The 23,099-nt window shown below is 68.1% G+C and carries 20 protein-coding genes; 12 read left to right on the forward strand and 8 right to left on the reverse strand.

The features are described 5' to 3' along the window. Positions 1-67 precede the first annotated feature (67 nt). The 3 genes from HOP59_RS08895 to ptsP are packed head-to-tail and all read right to left on the reverse strand — an operon-like array spanning position 68 to position 5,669. Positions 68-1,810, reverse strand: a complete 1,743-nt coding sequence (locus tag HOP59_RS08895) for a PTS fructose-like transporter subunit IIB (RefSeq protein ID WP_234253624.1) — start codon at positions 1,808-1,810, stop codon at positions 68-70. After that, on the reverse strand, positions 1,807-2,781 hold the full coding sequence (pfkB, locus tag HOP59_RS08900) for a 1-phosphofructokinase (RefSeq protein ID WP_234253626.1): 975 nt from the start codon (positions 2,779-2,781) through the stop codon (positions 1,807-1,809). The genes HOP59_RS08895 and pfkB overlap by 4 nt, the downstream gene beginning before the upstream one ends. Continuing rightward, positions 2,781-5,669: a phosphoenolpyruvate--protein phosphotransferase gene (gene ptsP / locus HOP59_RS08905; RefSeq protein ID WP_234253627.1), complete on the reverse strand. Its 2,889-nt coding sequence runs from the start codon at positions 5,667-5,669 to the stop codon at positions 2,781-2,783. The genes pfkB and ptsP overlap by 1 nt, the downstream gene beginning before the upstream one ends. A gap of 207 nt (positions 5,670-5,876) precedes the next feature. Here ptsP and cra point away from each other — a divergent pair, with 207 nt between their 5' ends. After that, on the forward strand, positions 5,877-6,875 hold the full coding sequence (cra, locus tag HOP59_RS08910; protein ID WP_234253628.1) for a catabolite repressor/activator: 999 nt from the start codon (positions 5,877-5,879) through the stop codon (positions 6,873-6,875). 28 nt (positions 6,876-6,903) lie between these two features. Here cra and HOP59_RS08915 read toward each other — a convergent pair whose 3' ends face one another. Genes HOP59_RS08915 through edd form a run of 5 tightly spaced genes read right to left on the reverse strand, consistent with a single transcriptional unit; the run spans position 6,904 to position 12,724 of the window. Beyond that, positions 6,904-7,884: a carbohydrate kinase family protein gene (locus tag HOP59_RS08915; protein ID WP_234253630.1), complete on the reverse strand. Its 981-nt coding sequence runs from the start codon at positions 7,882-7,884 to the stop codon at positions 6,904-6,906. 36 nt (positions 7,885-7,920) lie between these two features. Then, entirely contained in the window at positions 7,921-8,754 is an 834-nt protein-coding gene (locus HOP59_RS08920) for an aldo/keto reductase (RefSeq protein WP_234253925.1), read from the reverse strand. A 41-nt stretch (positions 8,755-8,795) separates the two neighbouring features. Then, positions 8,796-9,857 carry an aldose epimerase family protein gene (locus tag HOP59_RS08925; protein WP_234253631.1) on the reverse strand — a complete coding sequence of 354 codons (1,062 nt, stop codon included), beginning with the start codon at positions 9,855-9,857 and terminating at the stop codon, positions 8,796-8,798. Between the two features lie 15 nt (positions 9,858-9,872). Next, positions 9,873-10,841 carry a glucokinase gene (gene glk, locus HOP59_RS08930; RefSeq protein ID WP_234253633.1) on the reverse strand — a complete coding sequence of 323 codons (969 nt, stop codon included), beginning with the start codon at positions 10,839-10,841 and terminating at the stop codon, positions 9,873-9,875. Next, on the reverse strand, positions 10,838-12,724 hold the full coding sequence (gene edd / locus HOP59_RS08935) for a phosphogluconate dehydratase (RefSeq protein ID WP_234253635.1): 1,887 nt from the start codon (positions 12,722-12,724) through the stop codon (positions 10,838-10,840). The genes glk and edd overlap by 4 nt, the downstream gene beginning before the upstream one ends. 196 nt (positions 12,725-12,920) lie before the next feature. On the opposite strand from edd, the gene HOP59_RS08940 reads away from it, so the two are divergent. From HOP59_RS08940 to HOP59_RS08990, 11 genes are all read left to right on the forward strand, one after another. Further along, complete coding sequence (locus HOP59_RS08940) at positions 12,921-14,054, forward strand: GNAT family N-acetyltransferase (protein ID WP_234253637.1); 1,134 nt, start codon at positions 12,921-12,923, stop codon at positions 14,052-14,054. 74 nt (positions 14,055-14,128) lie between these two features. Beyond that, complete coding sequence (ftsB, locus tag HOP59_RS08945) at positions 14,129-14,482, forward strand: cell division protein FtsB (RefSeq protein WP_010627133.1); 354 nt, start codon at positions 14,129-14,131, stop codon at positions 14,480-14,482. Then, a complete protein-coding gene (gene ispD, locus HOP59_RS08950; RefSeq protein ID WP_338073326.1) occupies positions 14,475-15,251 on the forward strand; it encodes a 2-C-methyl-D-erythritol 4-phosphate cytidylyltransferase in 777 nt (258 codons plus the stop codon). The genes ftsB and ispD overlap by 8 nt, the downstream gene beginning before the upstream one ends. Continuing rightward, the gene (ispF, locus tag HOP59_RS08955) at positions 15,252-15,743 is read left to right on the forward strand and encodes a 2-C-methyl-D-erythritol 2,4-cyclodiphosphate synthase (RefSeq protein ID WP_234253638.1); all 492 of its coding nucleotides are present in this window, start codon (positions 15,252-15,254) and stop codon (positions 15,741-15,743) included. Next, a complete protein-coding gene (truD, locus tag HOP59_RS08960) occupies positions 15,736-16,824 on the forward strand; it encodes a tRNA pseudouridine(13) synthase TruD (RefSeq protein WP_234253639.1) in 1,089 nt (362 codons plus the stop codon). Before ispF ends, truD begins: the two co-directional genes overlap by 8 nt. Before the next feature lie 18 nt (positions 16,825-16,842). After that, a complete protein-coding gene (surE, locus tag HOP59_RS08965) occupies positions 16,843-17,589 on the forward strand; it encodes a 5'/3'-nucleotidase SurE (protein ID WP_010627137.1) in 747 nt (248 codons plus the stop codon). Beyond that, on the forward strand, positions 17,576-18,256 hold the full coding sequence (locus tag HOP59_RS08970; RefSeq protein WP_234253640.1) for a protein-L-isoaspartate(D-aspartate) O-methyltransferase: 681 nt from the start codon (positions 17,576-17,578) through the stop codon (positions 18,254-18,256). The genes surE and HOP59_RS08970 overlap by 14 nt, the downstream gene beginning before the upstream one ends. Beyond that, positions 18,253-19,236: a DUF368 domain-containing protein gene (locus HOP59_RS08975; RefSeq protein WP_234253642.1), complete on the forward strand. Its 984-nt coding sequence runs from the start codon at positions 18,253-18,255 to the stop codon at positions 19,234-19,236. The genes HOP59_RS08970 and HOP59_RS08975 overlap by 4 nt, the downstream gene beginning before the upstream one ends. After that, complete coding sequence (locus HOP59_RS08980; RefSeq protein WP_234253643.1) at positions 19,229-20,326, forward strand: peptidoglycan DD-metalloendopeptidase family protein; 1,098 nt, start codon at positions 19,229-19,231, stop codon at positions 20,324-20,326. Before HOP59_RS08975 ends, HOP59_RS08980 begins: the two co-directional genes overlap by 8 nt. 156 nt (positions 20,327-20,482) lie before the next feature. After that, positions 20,483-21,475, forward strand: a complete 993-nt coding sequence (gene rpoS / locus HOP59_RS08985; RefSeq protein WP_234253645.1) for an RNA polymerase sigma factor RpoS — start codon at positions 20,483-20,485, stop codon at positions 21,473-21,475. 110 nt (positions 21,476-21,585) lie between these two features. Then, complete coding sequence (locus tag HOP59_RS08990) at positions 21,586-23,058, forward strand: TolC family outer membrane protein (protein WP_010627142.1); 1,473 nt, start codon at positions 21,586-21,588, stop codon at positions 23,056-23,058. Positions 23,059-23,099: the final 41 nt, after the last annotated feature.

Genomic DNA, 23,099 nt, shown 5'->3' on the forward strand with positions numbered 1-23,099 from the left:
TCGGCAGCCAGGTGCTGTCATTTGCCCGGCCATGTGGCCGGGCTTTTTTTTGGTTTGATGAACGCACTCAGGCGTTGGCGGCGACGGCTACCGGGGCGGCGCCGCGCTTGATCGCGGCGTAGCCCAGGCCGGTGACCAGCGAACCGATGACGATGGCGCCGAGGTAGAGCAGCACCGGGGTGATGGCGTTGGGAATCAGCAGCACGAAGATACCGCCGTGGGGTGCCATCAGTTGGGCGCCGACCAGCATCGAGAGGGCGCCGGTCACCGCGCCACCGGCGATGCAGGCGGGGATCACGCGCAGCGGATCCTTGGCGGCGAAGGGAATGGCGCCTTCGCTGATGAAGCACAGCCCCAGCACGAACGACGCCTTGCCCGCCTCGCGCTCCGGTTCGGAGAACTTGTGCCGGGCGACGAAGCTGGCGATGCCCATGCCGATGGCCGGCACCATACCGGCGGCCATGATCGCCGCCATCGGCGCGTAGGTCTGCGAGGCCAGCAGGCCTACGCCGAAGGTGTAGGCGGCCTTGTTCACCGGCCCACCCAGGTCGAAGCACATCATGGCGCCGAGCAGGATACCCAGCAGCACCGCGTTGGTGGCGTCCATGCCGGCAAGGAAGCTGGTCAGGCCGGCGAGTATCGCCGCCACCGGCTCGCCGATGATGTAGATCATGGTCAGGCCGGTGACCAGGCTCGACACCAGCGGGATGATCAGGATCGGCTTGAGCGACTCGACGCTGGCCGGCAGCTTGACGTGGCGGGTCACCGCCAGCGCCACGTAGCCGGCCAGGAAGCCGGCGATGATGCCGCCGATGAAGCCGGCCTCGATGTTGGCTGCCAGCATGCCGCCGATCATGCCCGGCGCGATGCCTGGCCGGTCGGCGATGGAGTAGGCGATATAGCCGGCCAGCACCGGGATCATCAGGGCGAAGGCGCTGCCGCCGCCGATCTGCATCAGTGCCGCGGCCAGGGTGCCCTCTTCCTGGAAGGCCTCGATGCCGAAGACGAAGGAGAGCGCGATCAGCAGGCCGCCGGCCACCACCATCGGCAGCATGAAGGAGACCCCGGTAAGCAGGTGTTTGTAGACCCCTTTCTCCTTGATGCTGCGGCTCGCATCGCTGCGGCGAGCGGTGCCGGTCTCTTCCACCTCGGCCTGATCGAGGGCCGCCTCGATGGTGGGGCGCGGCTTCTTCAGCGCGTTACCGGTGGAGGTGCGGTAGATGCGCTTGCCGGCGAAGCGGGTCGGATCGACCTCGATGTCGCAGGCCAGGATCACCACGTCCGCCGCGTCGATCTCCTCGTCGGTGAGCTTGTTCTGCGCCCCCACCGAGCCCTGGGTCTCGACGCGAATCGCATGGCCCAGGCTCTTGCCCGCCTCGCTCAGCGCCTCGGCGGCCATGAAGGTGTGGGCCACGCCGGTGGGGCAGGCGGTCACGGCGACGATTTTGCTGCCGCCGGGCGCTTTATGTTGAGTACCCACCGCGCTCTGGGCGGGCGGAGTGAAGCTCTCGGCCTCGCGCCGGGCGCGCTGCAGGAACGCCTCGGGATCGGGCAGGGCTTCGCCGATGGCGGCGCGGAACAGCCGCTTGCCGGCAAAGCGCTCGGCGGCGGGAATCTGGTCGGCGGCGACCACGACCAGTTCGGCTGCGGCAATGGCGTCGGCCGAGACGGGCTCGACGGCCTCGAGCTGGCTGTGCATCTCGACGCTGGCTTGCCAACCCAGGCGACGGGCGGCCTGCTCCAGGCGACGGGCGGCGAGGAAGGTGGTGGCCATGCCGCTGGGGCAGGCGGTGACGATGATCACGTTCATGCGAGGGCTCCCCCTGCGTCTACGTCGTTGAGGCGACGCACGCGGGTCTGTTGTTGGAGTTGCGGGAAGTCGTCGGCGTGGAGGTTGCCCACGCCCAGATGACGAACCGATTCAGCGGAGAGTGCGGTGGCCAGGCGCAGGGCCTGGTCGGGCGGATGGCCGCACACCACCCCATGCAGCAGGGCGGCCAGCAGGGTATCGCCGGCGCCTACGGTGCTGGCGACGCCGACCCGGGGCGGCATGGCCTGCCAGGCGCCGCGACGGCTGACCCACAGCACCCCGGCAGCCCCGGCCGAGACCACAGCCTCCTCGATGCCGGCGGCGTATAGGCGTAGTGCCGCGGTCAGGCGTGCTTCCGCCGTGTCGAGGGTGTTGCCGGCCCAGGTGGCCAGCTCGAGCTCGTTGGGCTTGACCGCGGTGGGGCGAGCCGCAATGGCTTGATCCAGGGCGGCGCCGCTGGTATCGACCCACACCGGCAGGCCCGCCTCGCGCAGCCGGGTGACCAGCTCGGCCAGATTGGCCGGTGTCACGCCGGGTGGCAGGCTGCCGGCGATCACCACAGCGTCGGGGCGCCGTCGCGGGTCGCCGATGCGCGTGTCGAGACCGTCGAGCAAGCGCTGCCAGGCCGCTTCGTCGATGGCCGCGCCGGGGCCGTTGATGTCGGTGATGCGACCGTCGGCCTCGGCGAGCTTGGCATTGATGCGGGTCTCGCCGGGTACGCGGAGGAAGGCGTCTTCCACGCCCATGGCTTCGAAGGCGCGCAGGAAGGGGCCGTCGTTGTCGGTGCCGAGAAAGCCCGACACCGTCACGTCGTGACCCAACTGGGCCAGCACCCGGGCCACGTTGACGCCCTTGCCGGCCGCCGTCAGGTGGGTCTCATGGGTGCGGTTGACCGTGCCCGGCTCCAGCCGCTCCAGGCTGACGGAGAGGTCCAGCGCCGGATTCAGGGTGAGAGTGAGCAGGCGGGCCATCAGCGCACCTCCAGGGCGTCGCGTACCGCCTCGCTGGTGGCCTGAGCCAATGCCAGTTGGGCCTGGCCACGGGCCTCGGTGAGATCGAATTCGCGCAGTCTGGCCTTGACCAGCGGTACCTGGCGCGCGCTCACCGAGAGCTCATCGACGCCGAGCCCGACCAGCACCGGCACCGCCAGGGTGTCGCTGGCCAGCTCGCCGCATACCCCGACCCACTTGCCGTGGGCATGAGCCGCCGCTACGGTCATCTCGATCAGGCGCAGCACCGCCGGGTGCAGGCCGTCGGCTTGGGCCGAGAGCTCGGGGTGGTCGCGGTCGATGGCCAGGGTGTACTGGGTCAGGTCGTTGGTGCCTACCGAGAAGAAGTCGACCTCGGCGGCCAAGACAGGTGCCAGCAGGGCCGCCGAAGGCACCTCGATCATCACCCCCAACTGCACGTCGGTGGCGCGCTCGGCGGCGGGAATCTCGTCGAGCAGGCGCTCGAAGATGGCGCGTGCGGCGCGGAATTCGCCCACGTCCTTGACCATCGGCAGCATGATGCGCAGCGGCCGTGGCTTGTCCGCCGCCTCGCTGGCGGGGGCCGCCGCCATCAACAGCGCCCGCAGTTGGGTCTCGAGCACCTCGGGCCGGGTCAGGCTGAGGCGGATACCGCGCAGCCCGAGGAAGGGGTTGTCCTCCTTGGGCACCGGCCAGTAGGGCAGCGGCTTGTCGCCGCCCACGTCGAGGGTGCGGGCCACCAGCGGGCGGCCCTCCAGGGCGTCCAGGGCCTCGCGGTACTCCTCGATCTGCGTGGCGAGATCCGGCTCCCGGGCGTGGGCCATGAACAGGAACTCGGTGCGCAGCAGGCCGATGCCCTCGGCGCCACGCTCCACGGCGTCGGCGGCGTGGGCGGTGTTGCCCAGGTTGGCGGCCACCTCCACGCGATGTCCGTCACGGGTTTGGGCCGGCTCGAAGCGCGCCTGCCACGCCTCGGCCTCGCGCCGCTCGCGTTCGGCCAGACGCTGCTCGGCGCTGGCGCGACGTTCGGCGGAGGGTGCCGGAATCACCCGGCCGCGTTCGCCATCGAGAATCAGCTCCTGACCGCCTGCCAGCGTCAGTACCCGTTCACCAGCGCCTACCACGGCAGGAATGCCCAGGGCGCGGGCGAGAATCGCGCTGTGCGCGGTGGCACCGCCGCGGGCGGTGAGCAGGCCGCGCACCCGCTGAGTATCGAGCCGCGCCACGTCGGAAGGGCCGATGTCATCGGTCACCAGGATGTAGGGCGTCTCCGGCGGCTCGGGCAGCTTCACCTCGCACAGCACGCCAAGCACGCGGCGACCGACGTCGCGCAGGTCGGCGGCGCGCTCGGCCAGCAGGCGGTCGGCGAGCATCTCCTGGGCGTGGGCGGCGGTCTCGATGGCTTCCCACCAGGCGGACTCGGCCGAGCGGCCCTCCTGAATGCCTTCGCGGGCGGCCTCGAACAGCTCAGGATCGGTGAGCATCTCCTCGTGCATGGAGAGAATCTGCGCCACTTCGCCGCCGCGGGCCTGCTGCACCAGTGCCTCGAGCTGGGCCGCTCCCTCGACGAGGGCCTGGCGCAGACGCCGCTGCTGCTCGGCTGGGTCGGCGGCGCGCTCGGGATAGTCGAAGCGCGGTGTCTGCAGCACGAAGACCGGCGCGATGGCCAGCCCCGGCGAGGCTGCCACCCCCGGGTGCGGCATGTCGTCGGGCAGCGGCTCGACGGGGGCGGCATCCGCCTGCGGCATGCTGCGCTCACGACTCTCGTCGAAGGGCAGCACGTGCTCGCCGAGGCCGTCCGCCATGGCTCGGCACACGGCCTCGAGGGCCTGCTGGGCTCCCGCGCCTTCGGCGGAGAAGACCAGTTGCTGGCCGCGGCGGGCACCGAGGTTGATCACCTTGGTCAAGCTGGAAGCGGACACCGCGGCGCCACCGCCTTCGGCCAGCCGTACCTGGATCGGCAGGCCCTGTTCCCGGGCCACCTGCACCAGCTGCTTGGCCGGGCGGGCATGCAGCCCGTGGGCGTTGAGCACCCGGGCCAGCCGGGTATGGGCCGCAGCGGATTCGCCGGCCAGGCGTGCCAGCACGGTGGTGGCATCGGCACTGGGCAGCTCGGCGGCGGCACCGCTGTCGAGCAGGGTCAGAACGCGCTCCAGCAGGCTGCGGTGGGCGTCGCCCTGGGCAGCCAGGCAGAACACCCCCTTCACCGCTTCGCCGCCGCTCTCCAGGCGTTCATCCGGGGTGGCCAGTGCCAGCGCCGGCACCGCGACGCTGCGCTCGCCGAGGCTGAGCCACAGTCCCTGGCCCAGCGGCGCCAGCTCGCGTTCGGCGACCTCGGCGACGAAATCGCTGCCCACGCAGCCGAGCTGACGCAGCCGGGCGGCGCCGGCCAGGGCCAGTTCGCGGGCGTCGCGGGCAGGAAAGCCGAGGCACAGGGTATCAGTGTCCAGACGTGCCTCCACTTGCGCCTTCGACAGCAGGGCGGCCACGGCCGCCGCCGAACCGGCACCGGCCAGCCGCTCGCCGACACGGTCGTCGTCAAGTACGTGGGTGAGCTGGCGCAGGATGTCCAGGTGTTCGTCGCTCTGGGCGGCAATGGCGACCAGCACGTGGATGCGCTGGCCGTCGTGCCACTCGACCCCGGCGGGAAACTGCAGCACGCGTACGCCGGTGGCGAGAACGTGCTCGCGGCTCTCCGGGGTGCCGTGGGGGATGGCGATGGCGTTGCCGAGGTAGGTGGAGGACTGTGCCTCGCGCTGGAACAGGCCGTCGCGGTAGGCGGGGGCGGTCAGCCCCGCCCGGTGCAGCGATTCGGCGGCCTGCTCCAGCGCATCGCGCCAGTCAGGCGCCTGACAGTCGAGGCGGACGTCCTCGGGGCGTAGCGTGAGCATGGGCAATCTCCTGTTGGCGGCGACCCCGATCGACACAGCTGGATCAAGTTCAGGTTTGTCGATTGTGTTTTGCTGAATCGTGTCACCTTGTCTATTCTTCATGCTGGATCGATTCATCTACTTTCGCAAGTCAAGGATCTTAGACTTTGGCAGGGGTAGGTGCTCAGCCACTGGCGTAGAATGACAGGCCGTTAACGGGGGAGAGCGATGACACTTGCTGAAATCGCACGCCTGGCCGGTGTCTCGCGCACCACGGCCAGCTACGTGATCAATGGACAGGCCACCGAGCGGCGCATCAGTCAGGACACTGTCGACAAGGTCATGGCCGTGGTGCGCGAGCACCGCTATCGGGTGGATGCACAGGCCGCCGCGCTGCGGCGGGGCTCGAGTCGCATTCTCGGGCTGATCGTGCCGGACCTGGAGAATGCCAGCTATGCGCGGCTGGCGAAGCGGCTCGAGCGGGGCGCGCGAGAGCAGGGCTACCAGCTGCTGATCGTTGGCTCCGACGACCGGCCGGAGAGCGAGCGTGAGCTGGCCCTGGCCCTGCGCGCCCAGCGCTGCGAGGTGCTGATCACCGCCAGCTGCTTGCCCCTGGATGACCCTTTCTATGCCGAGCTGATGGCCGATGGCCTGCCGGTGATCGCGGTGGACCGCGGCTTCGATCCCGGGCACTTCGCCTGCGTGGTGAGCAACGACAGGGAAGCCGCCGAGCGGCTGACGCGCTCGGTGCTGGGCGAAGGTGTGAAAAGCGTGGCCTGGCTGGATGCCGTGCCGGGGCTCTCCATCAGCCACGAGCGGCGCAGCGGGTTCCGGCAGGCTCTGGCCGGCAGTGACGCCACGGTGCTCATGTACGGGGCCGAGCGCTACGAGCGAGACGAGGGAGCGCGCCTGATGCGCGAGCTGCTTGACGAGCATGGCCTGCCCGATGCTCTGGTCACGGCTTCCTACACGCTGCTCGACGGGGTCTTCGACGTGCTGCTGGAGCAGGGTGGGCTGCCGCAGACGCTGCGCCTGGCCACTTTCGGCGACAACCGCCTGCTCGACTTCCTGCCGCTGCCGGTCAATTCGGCGGTGCAGGATCACGAACGTATCGCCGACGCTGCCCTTGCCGCCGCGCTGGCTGCCGCCCGGGGCGATTATCGCCCGGGGCAGCAGGTGGTGGCGCGAACGCTGCGCTGGCGCCTGCCGGCGCGAGTGCCGCTATGACACGGCCGGGCGGCATGGCTGGTATCGCTCAGCTCTCGCCCCGCAGTCGGGCCAGGTCGTCACGATCGGGCAGGGCGGCATAGGCGCCGGGGCGGGTCACCGCATGGGCGCCGCAGTTGGCGGCGGTGCGCAGGGCACGATGCAGAAACGCCTCGTCCTGGTGCCAGTCTGACGCGAGTTCCGTCCTGTCCAGATAGTCGGCCAGTTCGGCCAGCAGTCCGCCGATGAAGGCATCGCCGCCGGCGGTGGTGTCCACGGCCTCGACCTTGGGCGGTGCATGGCGCAGCTCCCTGCCCACGCCGAGGGCGCGCACTTCACCGGGGCCGTCGGTGATCACCAGCAGCCGGACGCCGGCGGCAAGCCGCTCGGCCAGCCAGGCCTCGGCGGGATGATCGGCGCGCAGGTAGTCGAGTTCATCCTTCGAGAGCTTGACCAGGCCGGCGCGATCGATCAACTGAGTGACCAAAGCGATGTCGGCGCTGCCGCCGGCCCAGAGGTTGTGGCGCAGGTTGGCATCGACGCTGACCAGGCAGCCGGCGCGGCTGGCCATGTCGGCCATGGCCAGGGTGGTGTCGGCGATCGCCGGCTCGGTCAGGCTGTTGCTGCAGAAGTGCACGATGGCCGGTTCGGCGAACACGCCGGGCGGCAGGTGCTCCAGCCGATAGAGCAGATCCGCGGCCGGCGGGCGATAGAAGTCGAAGGTGCGCTCGCCATGGGCGTCGCGGGAGACGAAGGCCAGCGCCGTGCGCGCCTCGCGGGTGCGCACCACGCCGCTGATCTCGACGCCGTGGGCGGCCAGTTCCGCGGCCAGGAAGTCACCGAAGTGATCCTCTCCCAGCATGCCGAGGAAGCGGCTGGGTATGCCCAGGCGCGCGCAGGCCACTGCCACGTTGGCCGGGGCACCGCCAGCGTAGGGTGTGAAGGTTTCCGGAGCGTCGCCGGCGAGGTCGCCGAGGCGGCTGGAGAGCATGTCGACCAGGGCTTCGCCGAAGGCGATGACGGGTAGCATGTGAATTCCTCGTGTTGTCCTTGTGAGTGGCGAATCTCAGGCCACCTCGTGACCCCGAGCGGACTCCAGCAGGGCATACCAGGTGGGGCGATCCATCGGCGTTTGGGCATCGGCATGCAGGGCCGCGATGCGCTCTTCACGCAGGCTGCCGATCACCGGTCGCGGGCGGCCCGGCAAGGCGCGCAGCCAGGCCAAGGCCAGTCCGGCCGGCGTGATGCCGTGCTCCTCGGCGAGCCGGATCAGCAGCCGTTCGGCTGGCCCCTGGAAGACCCGGCCGCCGCCCAGGGGCGACCACACCAACGGTATCTGGCCGTCGCCGACCAGCGCATCGTAGGTGCCATCGAAGAGTGGCTGGGTGTGGTCCAGCGAGAGCTGCAGCTGATGCGTGGCCAGCTCGTGGTGCATTGCCGCCTGCAGGCGGCGCCATTGATCAGGCAGGAAGTTCGAGACCCCGACGGCGCCGACCTTGCCGGCATCGATGGCCTCGTCCAGCGCCCGGCCGGTGGCTTCGGCATCCATCAGCGGACTGGGTCGATGCAGCAGGAAATGGTCGAGACGCTCGACGCCGAGACGAGCCAGCGAGTCGTCGATGGCGCCTCTCAGGTATTCCGGCGAGCTGTCGTAGTGCTTGACGCGAAACGGTGAGGCATCGCGCTCCGGCGTGACGATGCTGGCCTTGGTCACGACCCTGACACGTGCCGCTAACCCGGGGCGAGCGCGCAGAGCGGCACCGAACAGGGCCTCGCCCTGGGTGTCGCCGTAGATATCGGCATGATCGAACCATTCGAGCCCTTCGTCGAGGCGGGCTTCGATCCAGTCGGCCAGGCGTGCCGGCGGGTGCAGATCGGTCACCTCGTGCAGGCGCATCATGCCCAGCAGAAATGGCGTCTCCAGCGCGCCGGTAGCGTGTTTCACGAGTCTGCCTCGCACGACAGGGTGGTACCCAGCAGGTGCTGGGCGCCGGGTACCAGCCACACCGGGTCGAGGCGGGTATTGGCCGACTCCACGCAGAGGAAGCGTCGCGCGGCGGCGGGCGACGTATCGTCGGGCGGTGCCTCTGCAGGGTGCCACACCACCGCCGAGTCGCTGCCCTGGCGGGCGACGCGCAGGCGTCGGCTACCGTCGTCGAGCACCACTTCGGCGTTGCTGTGGTAGATGCGGTCGAGTCCGCTGCGTACGGCGAGCTCACCCTGCTGTTCGCGCTCGGCGAAGCCGGCCAGCTTGTCCAGGTAGCGGGCGCCGGCCAGTCCCGTGAGGCGACAGGCGAAGCTGTCGGCCACGGCCAGGTAGCTGTGCAGGGCGCCGCTGAGCTTGACCGGGGTCTCGCCGACGTGCTCGGTGATCAGCTCCACGTGCAGGCGCCGGGCATTGGCCTGGATCACCGCGCGCGGCACCAGTTGGCTGTGCAGGCGTTCGGTGGGGGAGAGGTGCAGTTCGACGCCGCCCTCGTGCTCGTCCACGGCGTCGAGGCACCACTGGGCCAGACGCGCCGGGCCATGCATGGGGCCGGAGCGGTCCGGGCTTTCGTCGGCACCGCGCTCGTCGGCAAACCAGGGCCAGCACAGCGGAATGCCGCCGCGAATGGCGCCGGGCAGCGCCTGGGGCGTGGGCGTGACCCACAGCCAGCCGCCGGGCACCAGCGCCTCTTCTTCCTCGCCCATGGCCTCTGGAGCACGCGCGGCGTCGGGCGCATTACGCATAGCTTCGGACACGGGAAGGTCTGTACGCGCGTCGTCGGGCGCGTTGGTAGAGAGCGAGCCTTCAGCTCGCGCGGGGGTGGGCGCGTAAGGTAGCGAGCCTTCAGCTGGCGTGGCTTCGGACGCCGGTAAAAAGTGAAGCACCTGGGCGCCCTGCAAACACACCGCCAGTTCGCCCCAGGCTTCACGAGCCAACCACACGCGGCGGTCGGCCCACTCGCACTCACGCCGGCCGTCGGTCTCATCGAGCAGGGCTCGCAGGCTTTGCGGGATCATTCGCGCTCCTTCACGTCATTCCACTTCTTCGTTGTGCAGGGCCTCGGCGGCGCCCAGCAGTCCCGGCCAGGGCGCGGTGACCACTCGCACCGGGATGGCGCGGTTGTAATCGCTCATGCGGCCCTTGGCGGTAAAGGCTTCGATGAAGCGGCTCTGGGGCAGCCAGTCCAGCAGCCGCGGCAGAATGCCGCCGCACAGATAGACCCCGCCGCGGGCGCCCATGGTCAGGGCGGCATCGCCGCAGACGTCGCCGAGGATCTTGAGAAACCGCAGCAGGGTATCACGAGCAATGGCGTCACCGCCTGCGGCGGCAGCCGTCACTTCGGGCGGGGTCTGGCAGTTGGGGTTGGCGCCTTTCAGCGAGCAGTGGGACAGGTAGAGATCGAGCAGCCCCTGGCCGCACAGGATGCGCTCCACCGAGACCCGGCCATAGCGGTTGCGGAAATGCCGCAGCAGGTTCTGCTCGCGCTCGTCGGTGGGGGCATAGGTGACGTGCCCCCCTTCGGTGGGCAGCGGAATCCAGGCATGCTGGCCGGGAAAGATGCCGGCCACGCCGAGCCCGGTGCCGGGGCCGATGACCAGACAGGTGGCGTGCTCACGCGCCACGCCCGGTTGCACCTCGACCAGCTCGTCCGGCGCCAGGTGCGGCACGCCCAGGGCCTGGGCGGTGAAGTCGTTGATCACCTTGAGCCGTTCCAGGCCGAGGGCGGTTTGCGCCTCGCGGCGGGAGAACGACCAGTGATTGTTGGTCATGACCACCCGGTCGCCGTCGATAGGGCAGGCGAAGGCCAGGCAGGCTTCCCTCGGGGCGTCGTCGGCGGCCAGGCCGACCCTGGCCAGGTAGTCGCGCACCGCCTCCACCACGCCGGGATAATCGGCGCAGGGCAGGGCGATGCTCTCACGGGGGGCGTGCTCGCCCGGCGTGACCAGGGCGAAGCGGGCGTTGGTGCCGCCAATGTCGCCGATCAGGGCCGGCCGCGTCATTGGTCCTCCTGGGATATCTTCTCGAGCTCGCGGGAGAGCACTTCCTCCTCGAAGCCGCCGAACACTCCGGCGCCCTGCTCGGCACCGGCGGCCAAGTGGCGGAAGCCACCGAACAGCTCGCGTCCCAAGCCGAAGTGATAACGCTCCAGATTGGGTTCGACGATGCCGCGGCTGGCGAACTCGGCGGCGTCGACCAGCGCGGTCAGCTCACCGCGTTCGGCGTCGACCCGCACCACGTCGCCGTCGCGCAGGCGCGCCAGGGGGCCGCGGTCCACCGCTTCCGGGGTGACGTGAATGGCCGCGGGCACCTTGCCCGAGGCGCCGGACATGCGGCCGTCGGTGACCAGTGCCACCTTGTAGCCGCGGTCCTGCAGCACGCCGAGGAAGGGGGTGAGCTTGTGCAGCTCGGGCATGCCGTTGGCCTTGGGCCCCTGGAAGCGCACCACCACCACCACGTCGCGGTCGAGCTCACCCGACTCGAAGGCGGCCTTGACCTGGTTCTGGTCGTCGAAGATGCGCACCGGCGCCTCCACCACGCGGTTGGCCTGCTTGACCGCCGAGATCTTGATCACGCCGCGGCCGAGGTTGCCTTCCATCACCACCAGGCCGCCGGTGGCGGCAAAGGGGTTGGAGACCGGGCGCAGCACGTCGCTGTCGAGGCTCTCCGTGGGACCCTCGCGCCAGGTGAGCTTGCCGTCCTCGAGGAACGGCTCCTGGGAGTAGGCGGTCAGGTCGGTGCCGAACACGGTGGGAATGTCACCGTGGATCAGGCCGGCATCGAGCAGCTCGCGGATCAGCAGGCTCATGCCGCCGGCGGCCTGGAAGTGGTTCACGTCGGCGCTGCCGTTGGGGTAGATCCGGGTCAGGCTCGGTACCGCCGCCGAGAGGTCGTTGAAGTCGTTCCAGTCGATGGTGATGCCGGCGGCGGCGGCCATCGCCACTAGGTGCAGGGTATGGTTGGTGGAGCCACCCGAGGCTAGCAGGCCGACCATGGCGTTGACGATGGCGCGCTCGTCGATCTGGCGGTAGAAGGGCCGGTAGTTGCCGCTCTGCTCGGTGTTGCGAATGGCCTGCTCGGCGGCGTAGCGGGTCAGCGCCTCGCGCAGCGGCGTGCCGGGATTGACGAAGGAGGCGCCCGGCAGGTGCAGGCCCATCATCTCCATCATCAGCTGGTTGGAGTTGGCGGTGCCGTAGAAGGTGCAGGTGCCGGGGCTGTGGTAGGAGCGCGACTCCGCCTCGAGCAGCTCTTCGCGGCCCACCTTGCCCTCGGCAAAGAGCTGACGGATACGGGCCTTCTCGTCGTTGGGCAGGCCGCTGGGCATGGGCCCGCCGGGCACGAACATCGCCGGCAGATGGCCGAAGCGCGCCGCGCCGATGAACAGCCCCGGCACGATCTTGTCGCAGATGCCCAGGTAGAGGGCGGCATCGAACATGTTGTGAGAGAGTGCCACGGCAGTGGCCATGGCAATCACGTCGCGGGAGAACAGCGACAGCTCCATGCCCGGCATGCCCTGGGTGACCCCGTCACACATCGCCGGTACGCCGCCGGCGAACTGGGCGGTGCTGCCCATGCCGCGGGCGGCCTGCTTGATGATCTCGGGGTAGTCCTCGAAGGGCCGGTGGGCCGAGAGCATGTCGTTATATGACGAAACGATGGCCAGGTTGGCGCTATTGGTCAACTTGAGCCGGTCCTTGTCGCCGGCATGGTCGCAGCCGGCGAAGCCGTGAGCCAGGTTGCCGCAGGAGAGCTCGCCGCGGTGCACGCCCTGCTGGTGCTGTGCGGCCATGTGCGCTTCATAGAGCTTGCGGCGCCCGCGTGAACGCTCGCGAATGCGCTCGGTCACCTGCTCGACGGTGGAATTCAATGCGGTGGGGCGAGCCATGGAAGCACCTCGCGTCGTTAGAGGAATGTAAATTTACACAATTGTCGCCTATCGCTTGGCAGAATTGAAGGTGCTTGGCCAAAAGTATGTAGTTTTATTACAGCGATGGAAAAGGTCGAAGGGTCTGCGCACAATGTAGGCGGGCGTCGGCCCGTTGTCAGCCGGCGCATCGGCCACTTCCCCTGGCAGGAACCCCATGTCCGAGCTGATCCTCAAGCAACTGTCCGCCATCGAGGCGGTGGCAGCGACGCAATGGAATGCACTGATCGGCGACGATCACCCCTTTCTGCGCCATGAGTTTCTTTACGCGTTGGAAGCGAGCGGTGCGGCCAGCCGCTCCACTGGCTGGGTGCCGGATCACCTCACGCTGTGGCGCGGCGAGTCTCTGGTGGGCGTGATGCCCCACTATCGCAAGTTCCACTCCTACGGTGAGTACGTGTTCGACTGGAGCTGGGCCGATGCCTGGGAGCGTGCCGGCGGGCGCTACTATCCCAAGGGACTCACGGCGATTCCCTTTTCTCCTGTGCCGGGGCCGCGGCTGGCCTTGGCGGCCGATGTCGACCCGCTCGCGGCGCGGGACCTAGTGGCCGGAGTCTGGGAGGAGGGCGGGCTGTCGAGCTGGCATCTGCTGTTTGCCGTCGACGAGGAGGTCGACGCCTGGCTCGAGGCCAGGCCCGAGCTGCTGGTGCGCCACGGAGTGCAGTTCCAGTGGCGCGACCAGAGCTACGGCGACTTCGAAGGCTATCTGGCGGCCATGACGGCGAAGCGGCGCAAGACGATTCGTCGCGAACGACGCCGCGTCAGCGAGCAGGGACTCAGCCTGCATCGACTCAGCGGCGAGGCGATCGGCGAGTGCGAGCTCGAGCACTTCTTCCGCTGTTACGAGATCACCTATCTCGAACGCGGTCGCCACGGCTATCTCAATCTCGATTTCTTCCGCCGGCTGCGGCGTACCATGCCAGAGGCTCTGCTGCTCATTCAGGCGCGTCTCGACGAGCAACCGGTGGCTGCTGCGCTCTGCCTGCAGGGTAGTCGCACGCTATACGGCCGCTATTGGGGCAGCGAGGTGCTGGCCGACTGTCTGCACTTCGAGGCGTGCTATTACCAGGGTATCGAACACTGCCTGGCCAACGGACTGACCTGCTTCGACCCCGGTACTCAGGGCGAGCACAAGCTGGTGAGGGGGTTCGCTCCCAGGCGGCTGCGTTCGCTGCATCATCTCGCCGACCCCGGGCTGCGTGCCGCCGTGGCGCGCTTCTGCGACGAGGAGCGTCGACACGTCGAGGCCTACTGTCGTGCCGCCGTTGAGGCACTGCCCTTCAAGGAGTGAGCTTTTCAGGGCGTGAGCCGGGCGGTCGTTGGTGGCATAATGCCGGCCATTCAGAACCATGAGGTCAACTACCGATGCTCAAGTGGCTCGCCATCGCTTTGCTGCTGTTGCTGGCGTTGCTGCAGTATCGCCTGTGGCTCGGTGACGGCGGTATTCATGAATTGCGCGAGATTCGCGAGCGCGTGGCCATGTTCGACGCCGACAACAAGCCGCTGCGCGACCGCAACCAGCGCCTCGCCGCCGAGGTCATCGATCTCCAGACCGGCCTTGATGCCATCGAGGAGCGGGCCCGCAGCGACATCGGCATGGTGCGTACCGACGAGCAGTTCTACTGGGTACCTGGCGTGGTGATCGAGGCGAGCGTCGGTCCTGTCGGCAACCCGGAGCCGACGGCGGGCAGCCCACGGGCGGGAGCGACCGGTGAGTGAGGACGGTGCATCCGGGCGGCTCTGGCTTGTGGTTCCCGCCGCGGGTCGCGGGCGGCGCATGGGCGCCGATCGGCCCAAGCAGTACCTGCCCCTGGAAGGGCGTCCGGTGCTGGCGCATACGCTGGAGCGACTGCACCAGGCCTTTCCACAGGCGCAGCTGTGCCTGTGCCTCGACCCCGACGACGACCGCTTCGATCCGGCCTGGGTGCCCTTTGCCCAATGGCGGCGCAGCCCCGGTGGGGCCGAGCGGGCCGACTCGGTGCGCCAGGCCCTGGCAGCGCTGGCCGACGAGGCCGGCGACGACGATCTGGTGCTGGTGCACGACGTGGCGCGACCCTGCGTCACCGTGGCCGATCTCATGACATTGCTGAGCGCGCTGCGTGAAGACCCCGTGGGGGCGCTGCTCGCCACGCCGGTGGCCGACACCATCAAGCGCGATGACGGCCAGGGCCGCATCGCCAGCACCGAGCCCAGAGACGGCCTGTGGCAGGCCCAGACCCCCCAGGGCTTCCGCTACGGCCTGCTGCGTCGGGCGCTGGAGCAGGCCGCGGCCGGCGACGTCGGGGTCACCGACGAGGCCTCGGCGGTGGAGGCGCTGGGGCTCTCGCCGCGGCTGGTGCCCGGCCGGCGCGACAACCTCAAGATCACCCATCCGGAGGATCTGGCCCTGGCCGCCCATGTGCTGGCCGCCCAGCGGGAAGGGCGCGCGCTCCACGCCGGGCAGGGGTGCGCTGGGCATGCCAATCATGCTTCAAAGGAGACTGACTGAATGCTACGGATCGGCCATGGCTTCGACGTCCACCGCTTCGGCGAAGGCGACCATCTCATGATCGGTGGCGTCGCCATTCCTTTCGATCACGGCTTCGTCGCTTATTCCGATGGCGATGTGCTGCTGCACGCCATCAGCGATGCGCTGCTGGGGGCCTGTGCGCTGGGCGACATCGGCCGTCATTTTCCCGATACCGATGCGGCCTGGGCCGGCGCCGACAGCCGTGCCCTGCTGCGCCACGTATATGGCCTGGTGCGCGAGGCCGGCTACCGGGTCGGCAACGTGGATGCCACGGTGATCGCCCAGGCGCCCAAGCTGGCGCCACATATCGCCGCCATGTGCACGCATGTCGCCGAGGATCTCGAGCTCGCCCTGGATGCGGTGAACGTCAAGGCCACCACCAGCGAGCGCTTGGGCTTCACCGGTCGCGGTGAAGGCATTGCCGCCGAGGCCGTGGTGCTGCTGACCCGCGAGGGAGCGACGAGTGTCTGAGACGCGACGGCAGGGCGACTGGCCCCGCACCACCGACGCCGAATTCGGCCCGCCGCAGGCCGGCGACTACCGCGCCGCGCCGGAGGACTTCGTGGTCGAGGAGGTGCTCGGCTTTGCCCCCGAGGGGCACGGCGAACACCTCTGGCTGTGGATCGAGAAGCGCGGCCTCACCACGCTGGATGCGGTGCGGCATCTGGCGCGGGCCTGCCAGGTGTCGCCGCGGGCGGTGGGCTACTCCGGCATGAAGGACAGAATTGCCGTGACCCGGCAGTGGCTCTCCGTGCAGCTGCCGGGGCAGCCGGCGCCGGACGATCTGGTCGTGCGGCTGGCGGCCTGTGGCGTGAGAGTGCTCGAGCAGGCGCGCCATCCGCGCAAGCTCAAGCGTGGGGTGCACCGGGCCAATCGCTTTACGCTGCGCATCACCGGGGCGGCGGTGAATGCGCAGCTCGAGGCGCGCTGGGCCTGGCTCTGTCATCATGGCGTACCCAACCTGTTCGGCCCGCAGCGCTTCGGACCCGAGGGACGCAACCTGGCGCGTGCCCGGGCGCTACTGGCCCGCGGCTGGCGCAAGCGCGACGACAAGGAGGGCATGCTGCTCTCCGCCGCGCGCAGCTACCTGTTCAACGAGCAGCTCGCCATGCGTCTGGACGACGGCAGCTGGCAGCGGCTGCTGACGGGCGACGTGGCGATACTCGACGGCAGCGCCAGCCAGTTCGTCGTGGAAGCCCTCGACGGCGAACTGGCAGAGCGCGCCGAGCGGCTCGACCTGCACCCTAGCGGGGTGCTGTGGGGAGTGGGCAATTCCCTCGCCGAGGGCGAGGCGGTGCGCTACGAGCAGGCTCTGAGCGAGCGCCATGCCACCCTGTGCCAGGGGCTGGAGCGTGCCGGCGTGCGCGTGGCGCGCCGCGCCCTGCGCATGCGCCTGGACCAGCCTCGACTCGAGGTGTCGGCGGACGTGGCGCGGCTCGACTTTCATCTGCCGCGCGGTGGCTTTGCCACGGCGGTGCTGCGCGAACTGCTCGACCATCCCACCTTGACCTCTTTCGCCGAACGCACGGCGCCTGGGCATGAGCCCGGCTGAACCTGGAGGCTTTATCGAATGCGCAGACTGCTGCTATCCAACGACGACGGTGTGCATGCGCCGGGCCTGCGTGCCCTCTACGACGCCCTGGAGCTCCATGCCCGGCTGCGCGTGGTGGCCCCCGACCGCGACCGCAGTGGCGCCAGCAACTCGTTGACCCTCAATCGTCCCCTGGCCTTGACGGCGCTGGACAACGGCTTTCACTGTGTCGACGGCACGCCCGCCGACTGCGTCTACCTGGGCGTGAACGGCATCTGGGACGAGCGCCCCGATCTGGTGATATCCGGCATCAACCACGGCGGCAACCTGGGTGACGACGTACTCTATTCGGGCACCGTGGCCGCGGCCATGGAGGGGCGTAACCTTGGCATGCCGGCCATTGCCATGTCGCTGGTGGGCTCGCGCCACTTCGACACCGCCGGTCGGGTGGCGGCAACCCTGGTCGGTGCCGCCGATCAGCTTTCGCTGCCGCCCCGCAGCCTGCTCAACGTCAACGTGCCGGACCTGCCCTGGGAAGAGATCCAGGGCTTCCGAGTGACCCGCATGGGCTATCGTGGGCCGGCGGAGCGGCCAATGGAGGTGCGTGATCCCCGGGGCCGTTTACGCTACTGGATTGCGGCCGTGGGGCAGAGCGCCGATGATGGCGATGACACCGATTTTGCCGCCATCGAGGCGGGATACGTATCGATAACACCGCTGCAGACCGATCTCACCCGGCATGCAGCGCTCGACGATGTGCAAGGCTGGTTGGATGCATTCACCTGAACGATTGCCGGAACTGCTGCGCGGCGTCGGCATGACGTCGCAGCGTACCCGAGACCGCATGGCGGCACGTCTGGCCGCACAGGGCATCGTCGATGAGCGGGTGCTGCGGGTGATGGCCGAAGAGCCACGCCACCTCTTCCTCGACGAGGCCTTGGCCCATCGTGCCTATGAGGATACCTCGCTGCCCATCGGCCACGGCCAGACCCTGTCGCAGCCATGGATGGTCGCGCGCATGACCGAGCTGGTGATGCAGGAGGCGCCCCAGCGCGTGCTGGAGATCGGCACCGGTTCCGGTTATCAAACGTTGATTCTCTCGCGTCTGGTGCCGGAACTCTGGTCGGTGGAGCGGATCAATGCCTTGCATCACCGGGCAGCGAAGCGGCTGCGCCTGCTGCGGGCGCACAACGTTCGCCTGCGTCTGGCGGATGGCGGCCACGGCTGGCAGGAGGCGGCGCCGTTCGACGTGGTATTGCTCACCGCCTGCGCCCATGAGCTGCCTCAGGTGCTGATCGACCAGCTCGCCGAAGGCGGCGTGATAATACTGCCCTTGGCCGATCCGGGCGGCGACCAGTGGCTGACTCGGGTACGCCGCGTGGGCCATCAAACAGAAGTACAGCGGCTCGAGCGCGTTCGCTTCGTGCCGTTGCTGCAAGGAGTGATTCGTTGAAGCGACATCTCAGTGTCTTCCTCAAGGGGGCCGGCATGGGAGCGGCCGATGCCGTGCCCGGGGTTTCCGGCGGCACCATTGCCTTCGTCACCGGCATCTACGAGGAACTCATCCACACCATCAAGCAGTTCGGCCCCAGCGCCTACCCGGCATGGCGTCGCGGCGGGCTGGCCGGGCTCTATCATCATCTCAACCTGGCCTTCGCCTTGCCGCTGCTGCTGGGCATCGGCGTCAGTCTGGTCAGCGTGGCGCACCTGGTGGTGTGGCTCATGGACGATCATCCGCTGCTGCTCAACGGCTTCTTCTTCGGCCTGGTGGCGGCGTCCGCCATCGTGGTCAGCCGGCATCCTGCCGATTGGAAGCTGTGGCATCTCGTGCCGTTGATCGTCGGTCTGCTGCTGGCGCATGGGCTGCCGTCGCTGATGCCGCTGGTCACCCAACTGGGCGTTCCCTCGCTGGTGTTGATCGTGGGCGGTGCCATCGCCATCAGCGCACTGCTGCTGCCCGGCGTCTCAGGCAGCTTCCTGCTGTTGACCATGGGGCTCTACGGCACCGTGATGCAGGGCATACGCAGCTTCGATCTGGCACTGCTCTCGACTTTCGCGGTAGGCTGCCTGATCGGCCTGTTCGGCTTTTCACGGCTGCTCTCCTGGCTGCTTCGCCGCTATCATACGGCCACACTGCAGCTGTTGATCGGTTTCATCGTCGGCTCGCTGCCCGTGCTCTGGCCCTGGCGCGAGCTGGTTCGCTATCAGCTCGGTCCCGAGGGGCAGATGATTCCGCTCGACTACCGCTATCTGACACCGGGCGATTACGCCATTTTGACCGGAGAATCCGGCCTGATGCTGCCCGTGGTGATTGCCATGTTGTTCGGGGCGGCACTGGTGCTCGGGGTGGCTCGCGGCTCGGGCGGCAGCGCGCCCGGCCGGGCGGCAAACGGCTCTCACAATTCGCCTGACAAGGAGGGCTCCAATGCGTAAGGTTTTTCTCGTCTCGGCCATCGCTCTGGCCGTGGCCGGCTGTGCCGCACAGCAGGATTATGGCACTCCTCAGGTTCGCGATCTCTCGGTGAGTCGCGAGCGTGCTCCGGCAAGCCATTACACGGTCGAGCAGGGCGATACCCTGTACGGCATCGCCTGGCGGCATGACATGGATTATCGCGACCTGGCGCGACTCAACCAGATCGGGCCGCCATATCGCATCCAGCCCGGCCAACAGCTGCGCCTGAGCGATGGCGCCGGCGCGCCGGCGCGCCAGGAGCCCTCGCGTGAGCTGGGCGACTCCCAGGTGGCAACGGCTACCGCACTGGGCGGCGGCACCACCGCCCAGGCCGGCGACAGCGATTGGCTGATGCCTGACGAAGAGCGCATCGAGCGTAACCGGCGCCTCACCGTCGAACCTCTCGACGGTGAGACGAGCGCCCCCAGCGAGACGGCGCTGGCCAGTGCGGAGCGGGTCGCCGAGCCGGCTCCCACCGCGGAGCCGGAGCGCACGGCCGAAGCCCGCGTGGATGCCGAAGCGGCCGTTGCCGCGCAACAGCAACCGGAACCCCAGCAGCAACCGGAACCCCAGCAGCAGCCGGAACCCCAGCCCGAACCCCAGCCGGCGGCACAGCCCGAACCGGATGCCGGCACGCAAGTGGCGGGTGAGCCGGAACGTCAGCCCGCAAGTGCTGGTCGTACCTATACACCGGTAGATGAGGTGCCCTGGCAGTGGCCTGCGGACGGTGAGCTGGTCGGTCGTTTCGGTGAAGGTGGAAGCATAACGGCCGGCATTGATATTGCCGGACAAAAGGGGCAACCTGTCAGAGCAGCCGGTCCCGGTATCGTGGTCTATGCCGGCAGCGGGGTGCGGGGCTACGGTAACCTCATCCTGCTCAAGCATAACGACCAGTACCTGAGCGCCTACGCCCACAACGACAGCCTCCGAGTGACGGAGAACGATGTGGTCGAGGCCGGTCAGGTCATCGCCACCATGGGCGACAGCGATGCTGAAAACGTCAGGCTGCATTTCGAGGTGCGCAAGGATGGCCAGCCTCAGGACCCTCTTAAGTACCTGCCGCAGCGATAGTCGAGTCAGTAGTCAGTTGGTAGTGGCTGTCGCTGGGGTGGCAAGGTGGTCATAGGTACCCACCGGTGCCATGAGGAGTCAATAACAAAAGAGCTCTGCATGCGGATCATGCAAGAGATAACGACATTTCAGGACGAAACCACGGGGTAGCAACCGATGAGCATGCTTGAACGGGACCTTCAGGATGTTGATCTCGACGACGTCACCGAGTCTGATGAAGAGCTCAGTACGGAGTCGGACAGCTCGGCTAGCGACAGCGACGAGGATACCGCCTTCGAGAAGGCGCTGAGTCGCGAAGACAAGCACTATCACCATAGTCTCGACGCCACCCAGATCTATCTCAACGAGATCGGCTTCTCGCCCCTGCTGACACCGGAGGAGGAGGTCTATTACGGCCGCCTGGCCCAGAAGGGCGACCCGGCGGGGCGGGCGAGAATGATCGAGTCCAACCTGCGGCTGGTGGTCAAGATTGCCCGCCGCTATCTCAATCGCGGCCTGACGCTGCTCGACCTGATCGAGGAGGGCAACCTCGGGCTGATTCGGGCGGTGGAGAAGTTCGATCCCGAGCGCGGCTTCCGCTTCTCCACCTACGCTACCTGGTGGATTCGCCAGACCATCGAGCGGGCGCTGATGAATCAGACCCGCACCATTCGTCTGCCGATCCACGTCGTCAAGGAACTCAATATCTACCTGCGTGCGGCCCGTGAGCTGACCCAGAAGCTGGATCACGAAGCCACACCGGAGGAGATCGCCGACTATCTCGACAAGCCGGTCGAGTCGGTGAAAAAGATGATGGGGCTCAACGAGCGTGTCTCCTCGGTGGACTACCCCATGGGCGGCGAGAGCGACAAGCCGCTGATCGAGACTCTGGCCGACGACAACGAGCAGGGTCCCGAGTCTTCGCTGGTCGACATCGACGTCAAGCAACATGTCGATGAGTGGCTTGCAGAGCTGACCGAGAAGCAGATGGAAGTGGTCATCCGCCGTTTCGGCCTGCGAGGCCACGAGGCGGCGACCCTGGAGGAGGTCGGCGACGAAATCGGCCTGACCCGCGAGCGGGTACGCCAGATCCAGGTCGAAGCGCTCAAGAAGCTGCGTCGCGTACTCGAGAAGCAGGGCCTCTCGATGGACAACATCTTCAACGAGTAACGGCAGATAGAGCAGAAACAGCCGACCTTCGGGTCGGCTGCATATTTTCTGCATGCTGATGCGCTATCATTAGCACCCTCATCATGCAGGGATGAACAAGGAAACGATCAATGCATCGCTCACCATTCACTAGGCGATTTCAGCGCCGTGGTCTTGCGGCAATCGTCGGTCTCGCCATGGCAGGCAACGTGCATGCTGCCGATCTGTGGACCATTGCCCAGGATGCGCTGGCCAACGATGCCGAGCTGGCTTCGACCCGCTCCGGTTTTCAGGCCACCGAGGCGGCGCGGGACGTACAGCGCGGCACCTTGCTACCGCAGATCGGCCTCGGCGGCAGCGTCAGTCACACACGTACCTATTCGAGCCCCGCACAAGGGGCGGCCGGCAGGGTACAGGAGGGCGCCGAGGAGCTGGGGGCCGGTGCTGCCGCCTTCGACCAGGACGATACGGTGAACAGTGTAGGGATCAGCCTCGATGCCGAGCAGGCGCTCTACGACCCGACCCGCCGTGCCCAACTGCAGCGTGCCGAGAGAGAGATCGATCGTGACGCTCTGGGGCTGGAAGCGACCCAGCAGCAGCTGCTCTACAACGTGGCCAACGCCTACTTCGAGATACTGCGAGCGCACGATATCCTCAGCGCCCGCCGCGCTCAGGAAACCGCCATCAGCCGCCAGCTCGAGCAGGCTCGGGAGCGCTTCGAAGTCGGCTTGATCGCCATTACCGACGTGCATGAGGCCCAGGCTCGCTTTGACCTGGCGCGGGCTCAGCGCATCGCCGCGGAAGGGGCCATGCAGGTCAGCTTCGAGGCGCTGGAGCGGCTGACCGGCCACCGCTATGACAGCATCGATGCCCTCGACGAAGAGGTGCCCATTGCCTCGCCACAGCCGGCCGACCGCGAGGAGTGGGTGGCGCTGGCCATGGCCAACAGCCCCATGGTGTTGATGGCCGAAGCGGGTATCGAGGTGGCCAGAAGCACTCTCGAGGTCTCCCGTGCCGGCCAGCGTCCGGTGGTGTCGGCATTCGCCAACTACGGTTGGGCGGATACCGACCGCAGCGGTACGGCGCATCAGTCGGAGAGCCAGGTCGGGCTGCGTGCCAGCCTGCCGCTCTACACCGGCGGTTCGACCCAGGCGCAGATTCGTCAGAGCGGCTTCCTGCTCGAGGCCACGCAGTACGACTTCGAGGCGCAGCGACGCGACACCATCCAGCAGGTCCGCTCCCTGTTCACCCGGGTGAACAACGACGTCGAGACCGTCGAGGCGCGCCGGCAGGCGATCATCTCCAATCAGAGCGCTCTGGAAGCGACGCGTTCGGGCTACGAGGTGGGTACGCGCAACATCGTCGACGTGCTCAACGCCGAGCAGAACCTGTTCAACGCCATCGCCGAGCACGCCGAGGCGCGCTACGACTATGTGCTGGGGCTGCTCCAACTGCAGCTGCAGGCAGGCATCCTCGGGGCGGATTCTATCCAGGCAGTCAACGCCTGGCTGTCCGAGGAGGAGCGCGTCTCGCTGGAGCTGCCGGATGAGGCCAACGACAATCCGGTCATGAACATCGGTGAGCGGCCTCAGGCGCCTTCGTGAAAAATCTCGAAATTGCCGCCAAAAAACGTAGATAATCACCG

Origin of the sequence: Billgrantia aerodenitrificans (assembly GCF_021404405.1) — a bacterium.
Taxonomy (GTDB): domain Bacteria; phylum Pseudomonadota; class Gammaproteobacteria; order Pseudomonadales; family Halomonadaceae; genus Halomonas; species Halomonas aerodenitrificans.

Excerpts from the sequence above, each read along its gene's own strand:
- HOP59_RS08895 (WP_234253624.1), bottom strand. The coding sequence starts at position 1,810 with ATGAACGTGATCATCGTCACCGCCTGCCCCAGCGGCATGGCCACCACC.
- pfkB (WP_234253626.1), bottom strand. The coding sequence starts at position 2,781 with ATGGCCCGCCTGCTCACTCTCACCCTGAATCCGGCGCTGGACCTCTCC.
- ptsP (WP_234253627.1), bottom strand. The coding sequence starts at position 5,669 with ATGCTCACGCTACGCCCCGAGGACGTCCGCCTCGACTGTCAGGCGCCT.
- cra (WP_234253628.1), top strand. The coding sequence starts at position 5,877 with ATGACACTTGCTGAAATCGCACGCCTGGCCGGTGTCTCGCGCACCACG.
- HOP59_RS08915 (WP_234253630.1), bottom strand. The coding sequence starts at position 7,884 with ATGCTACCCGTCATCGCCTTCGGCGAAGCCCTGGTCGACATGCTCTCC.
- HOP59_RS08920 (WP_234253925.1), bottom strand. The coding sequence starts at position 8,754 with ATGATGCGCCTGCACGAGGTGACCGATCTGCACCCGCCGGCACGCCTG.
- HOP59_RS08925 (WP_234253631.1), bottom strand. The coding sequence starts at position 9,857 with ATGATCCCGCAAAGCCTGCGAGCCCTGCTCGATGAGACCGACGGCCGG.
- glk (WP_234253633.1), bottom strand. The coding sequence starts at position 10,841 with ATGACGCGGCCGGCCCTGATCGGCGACATTGGCGGCACCAACGCCCGC.
- edd (WP_234253635.1), bottom strand. The coding sequence starts at position 12,724 with ATGGCTCGCCCCACCGCATTGAATTCCACCGTCGAGCAGGTGACCGAG.
- HOP59_RS08940 (WP_234253637.1), top strand. The coding sequence starts at position 12,921 with ATGTCCGAGCTGATCCTCAAGCAACTGTCCGCCATCGAGGCGGTGGCA.
- ftsB (WP_010627133.1), top strand. The coding sequence starts at position 14,129 with ATGCTCAAGTGGCTCGCCATCGCTTTGCTGCTGTTGCTGGCGTTGCTG.
- ispF (WP_234253638.1), top strand. The coding sequence starts at position 15,252 with ATGCTACGGATCGGCCATGGCTTCGACGTCCACCGCTTCGGCGAAGGC.
- surE (WP_010627137.1), top strand. The coding sequence starts at position 16,843 with ATGCGCAGACTGCTGCTATCCAACGACGACGGTGTGCATGCGCCGGGC.
- HOP59_RS08970 (WP_234253640.1), top strand. The coding sequence starts at position 17,576 with ATGCATTCACCTGAACGATTGCCGGAACTGCTGCGCGGCGTCGGCATG.
- HOP59_RS08980 (WP_234253643.1), top strand. The coding sequence starts at position 19,229 with ATGCGTAAGGTTTTTCTCGTCTCGGCCATCGCTCTGGCCGTGGCCGGC.
- rpoS (WP_234253645.1), top strand. The coding sequence starts at position 20,483 with ATGAGCATGCTTGAACGGGACCTTCAGGATGTTGATCTCGACGACGTC.
- HOP59_RS08990 (WP_010627142.1), top strand. The coding sequence starts at position 21,586 with ATGCATCGCTCACCATTCACTAGGCGATTTCAGCGCCGTGGTCTTGCG.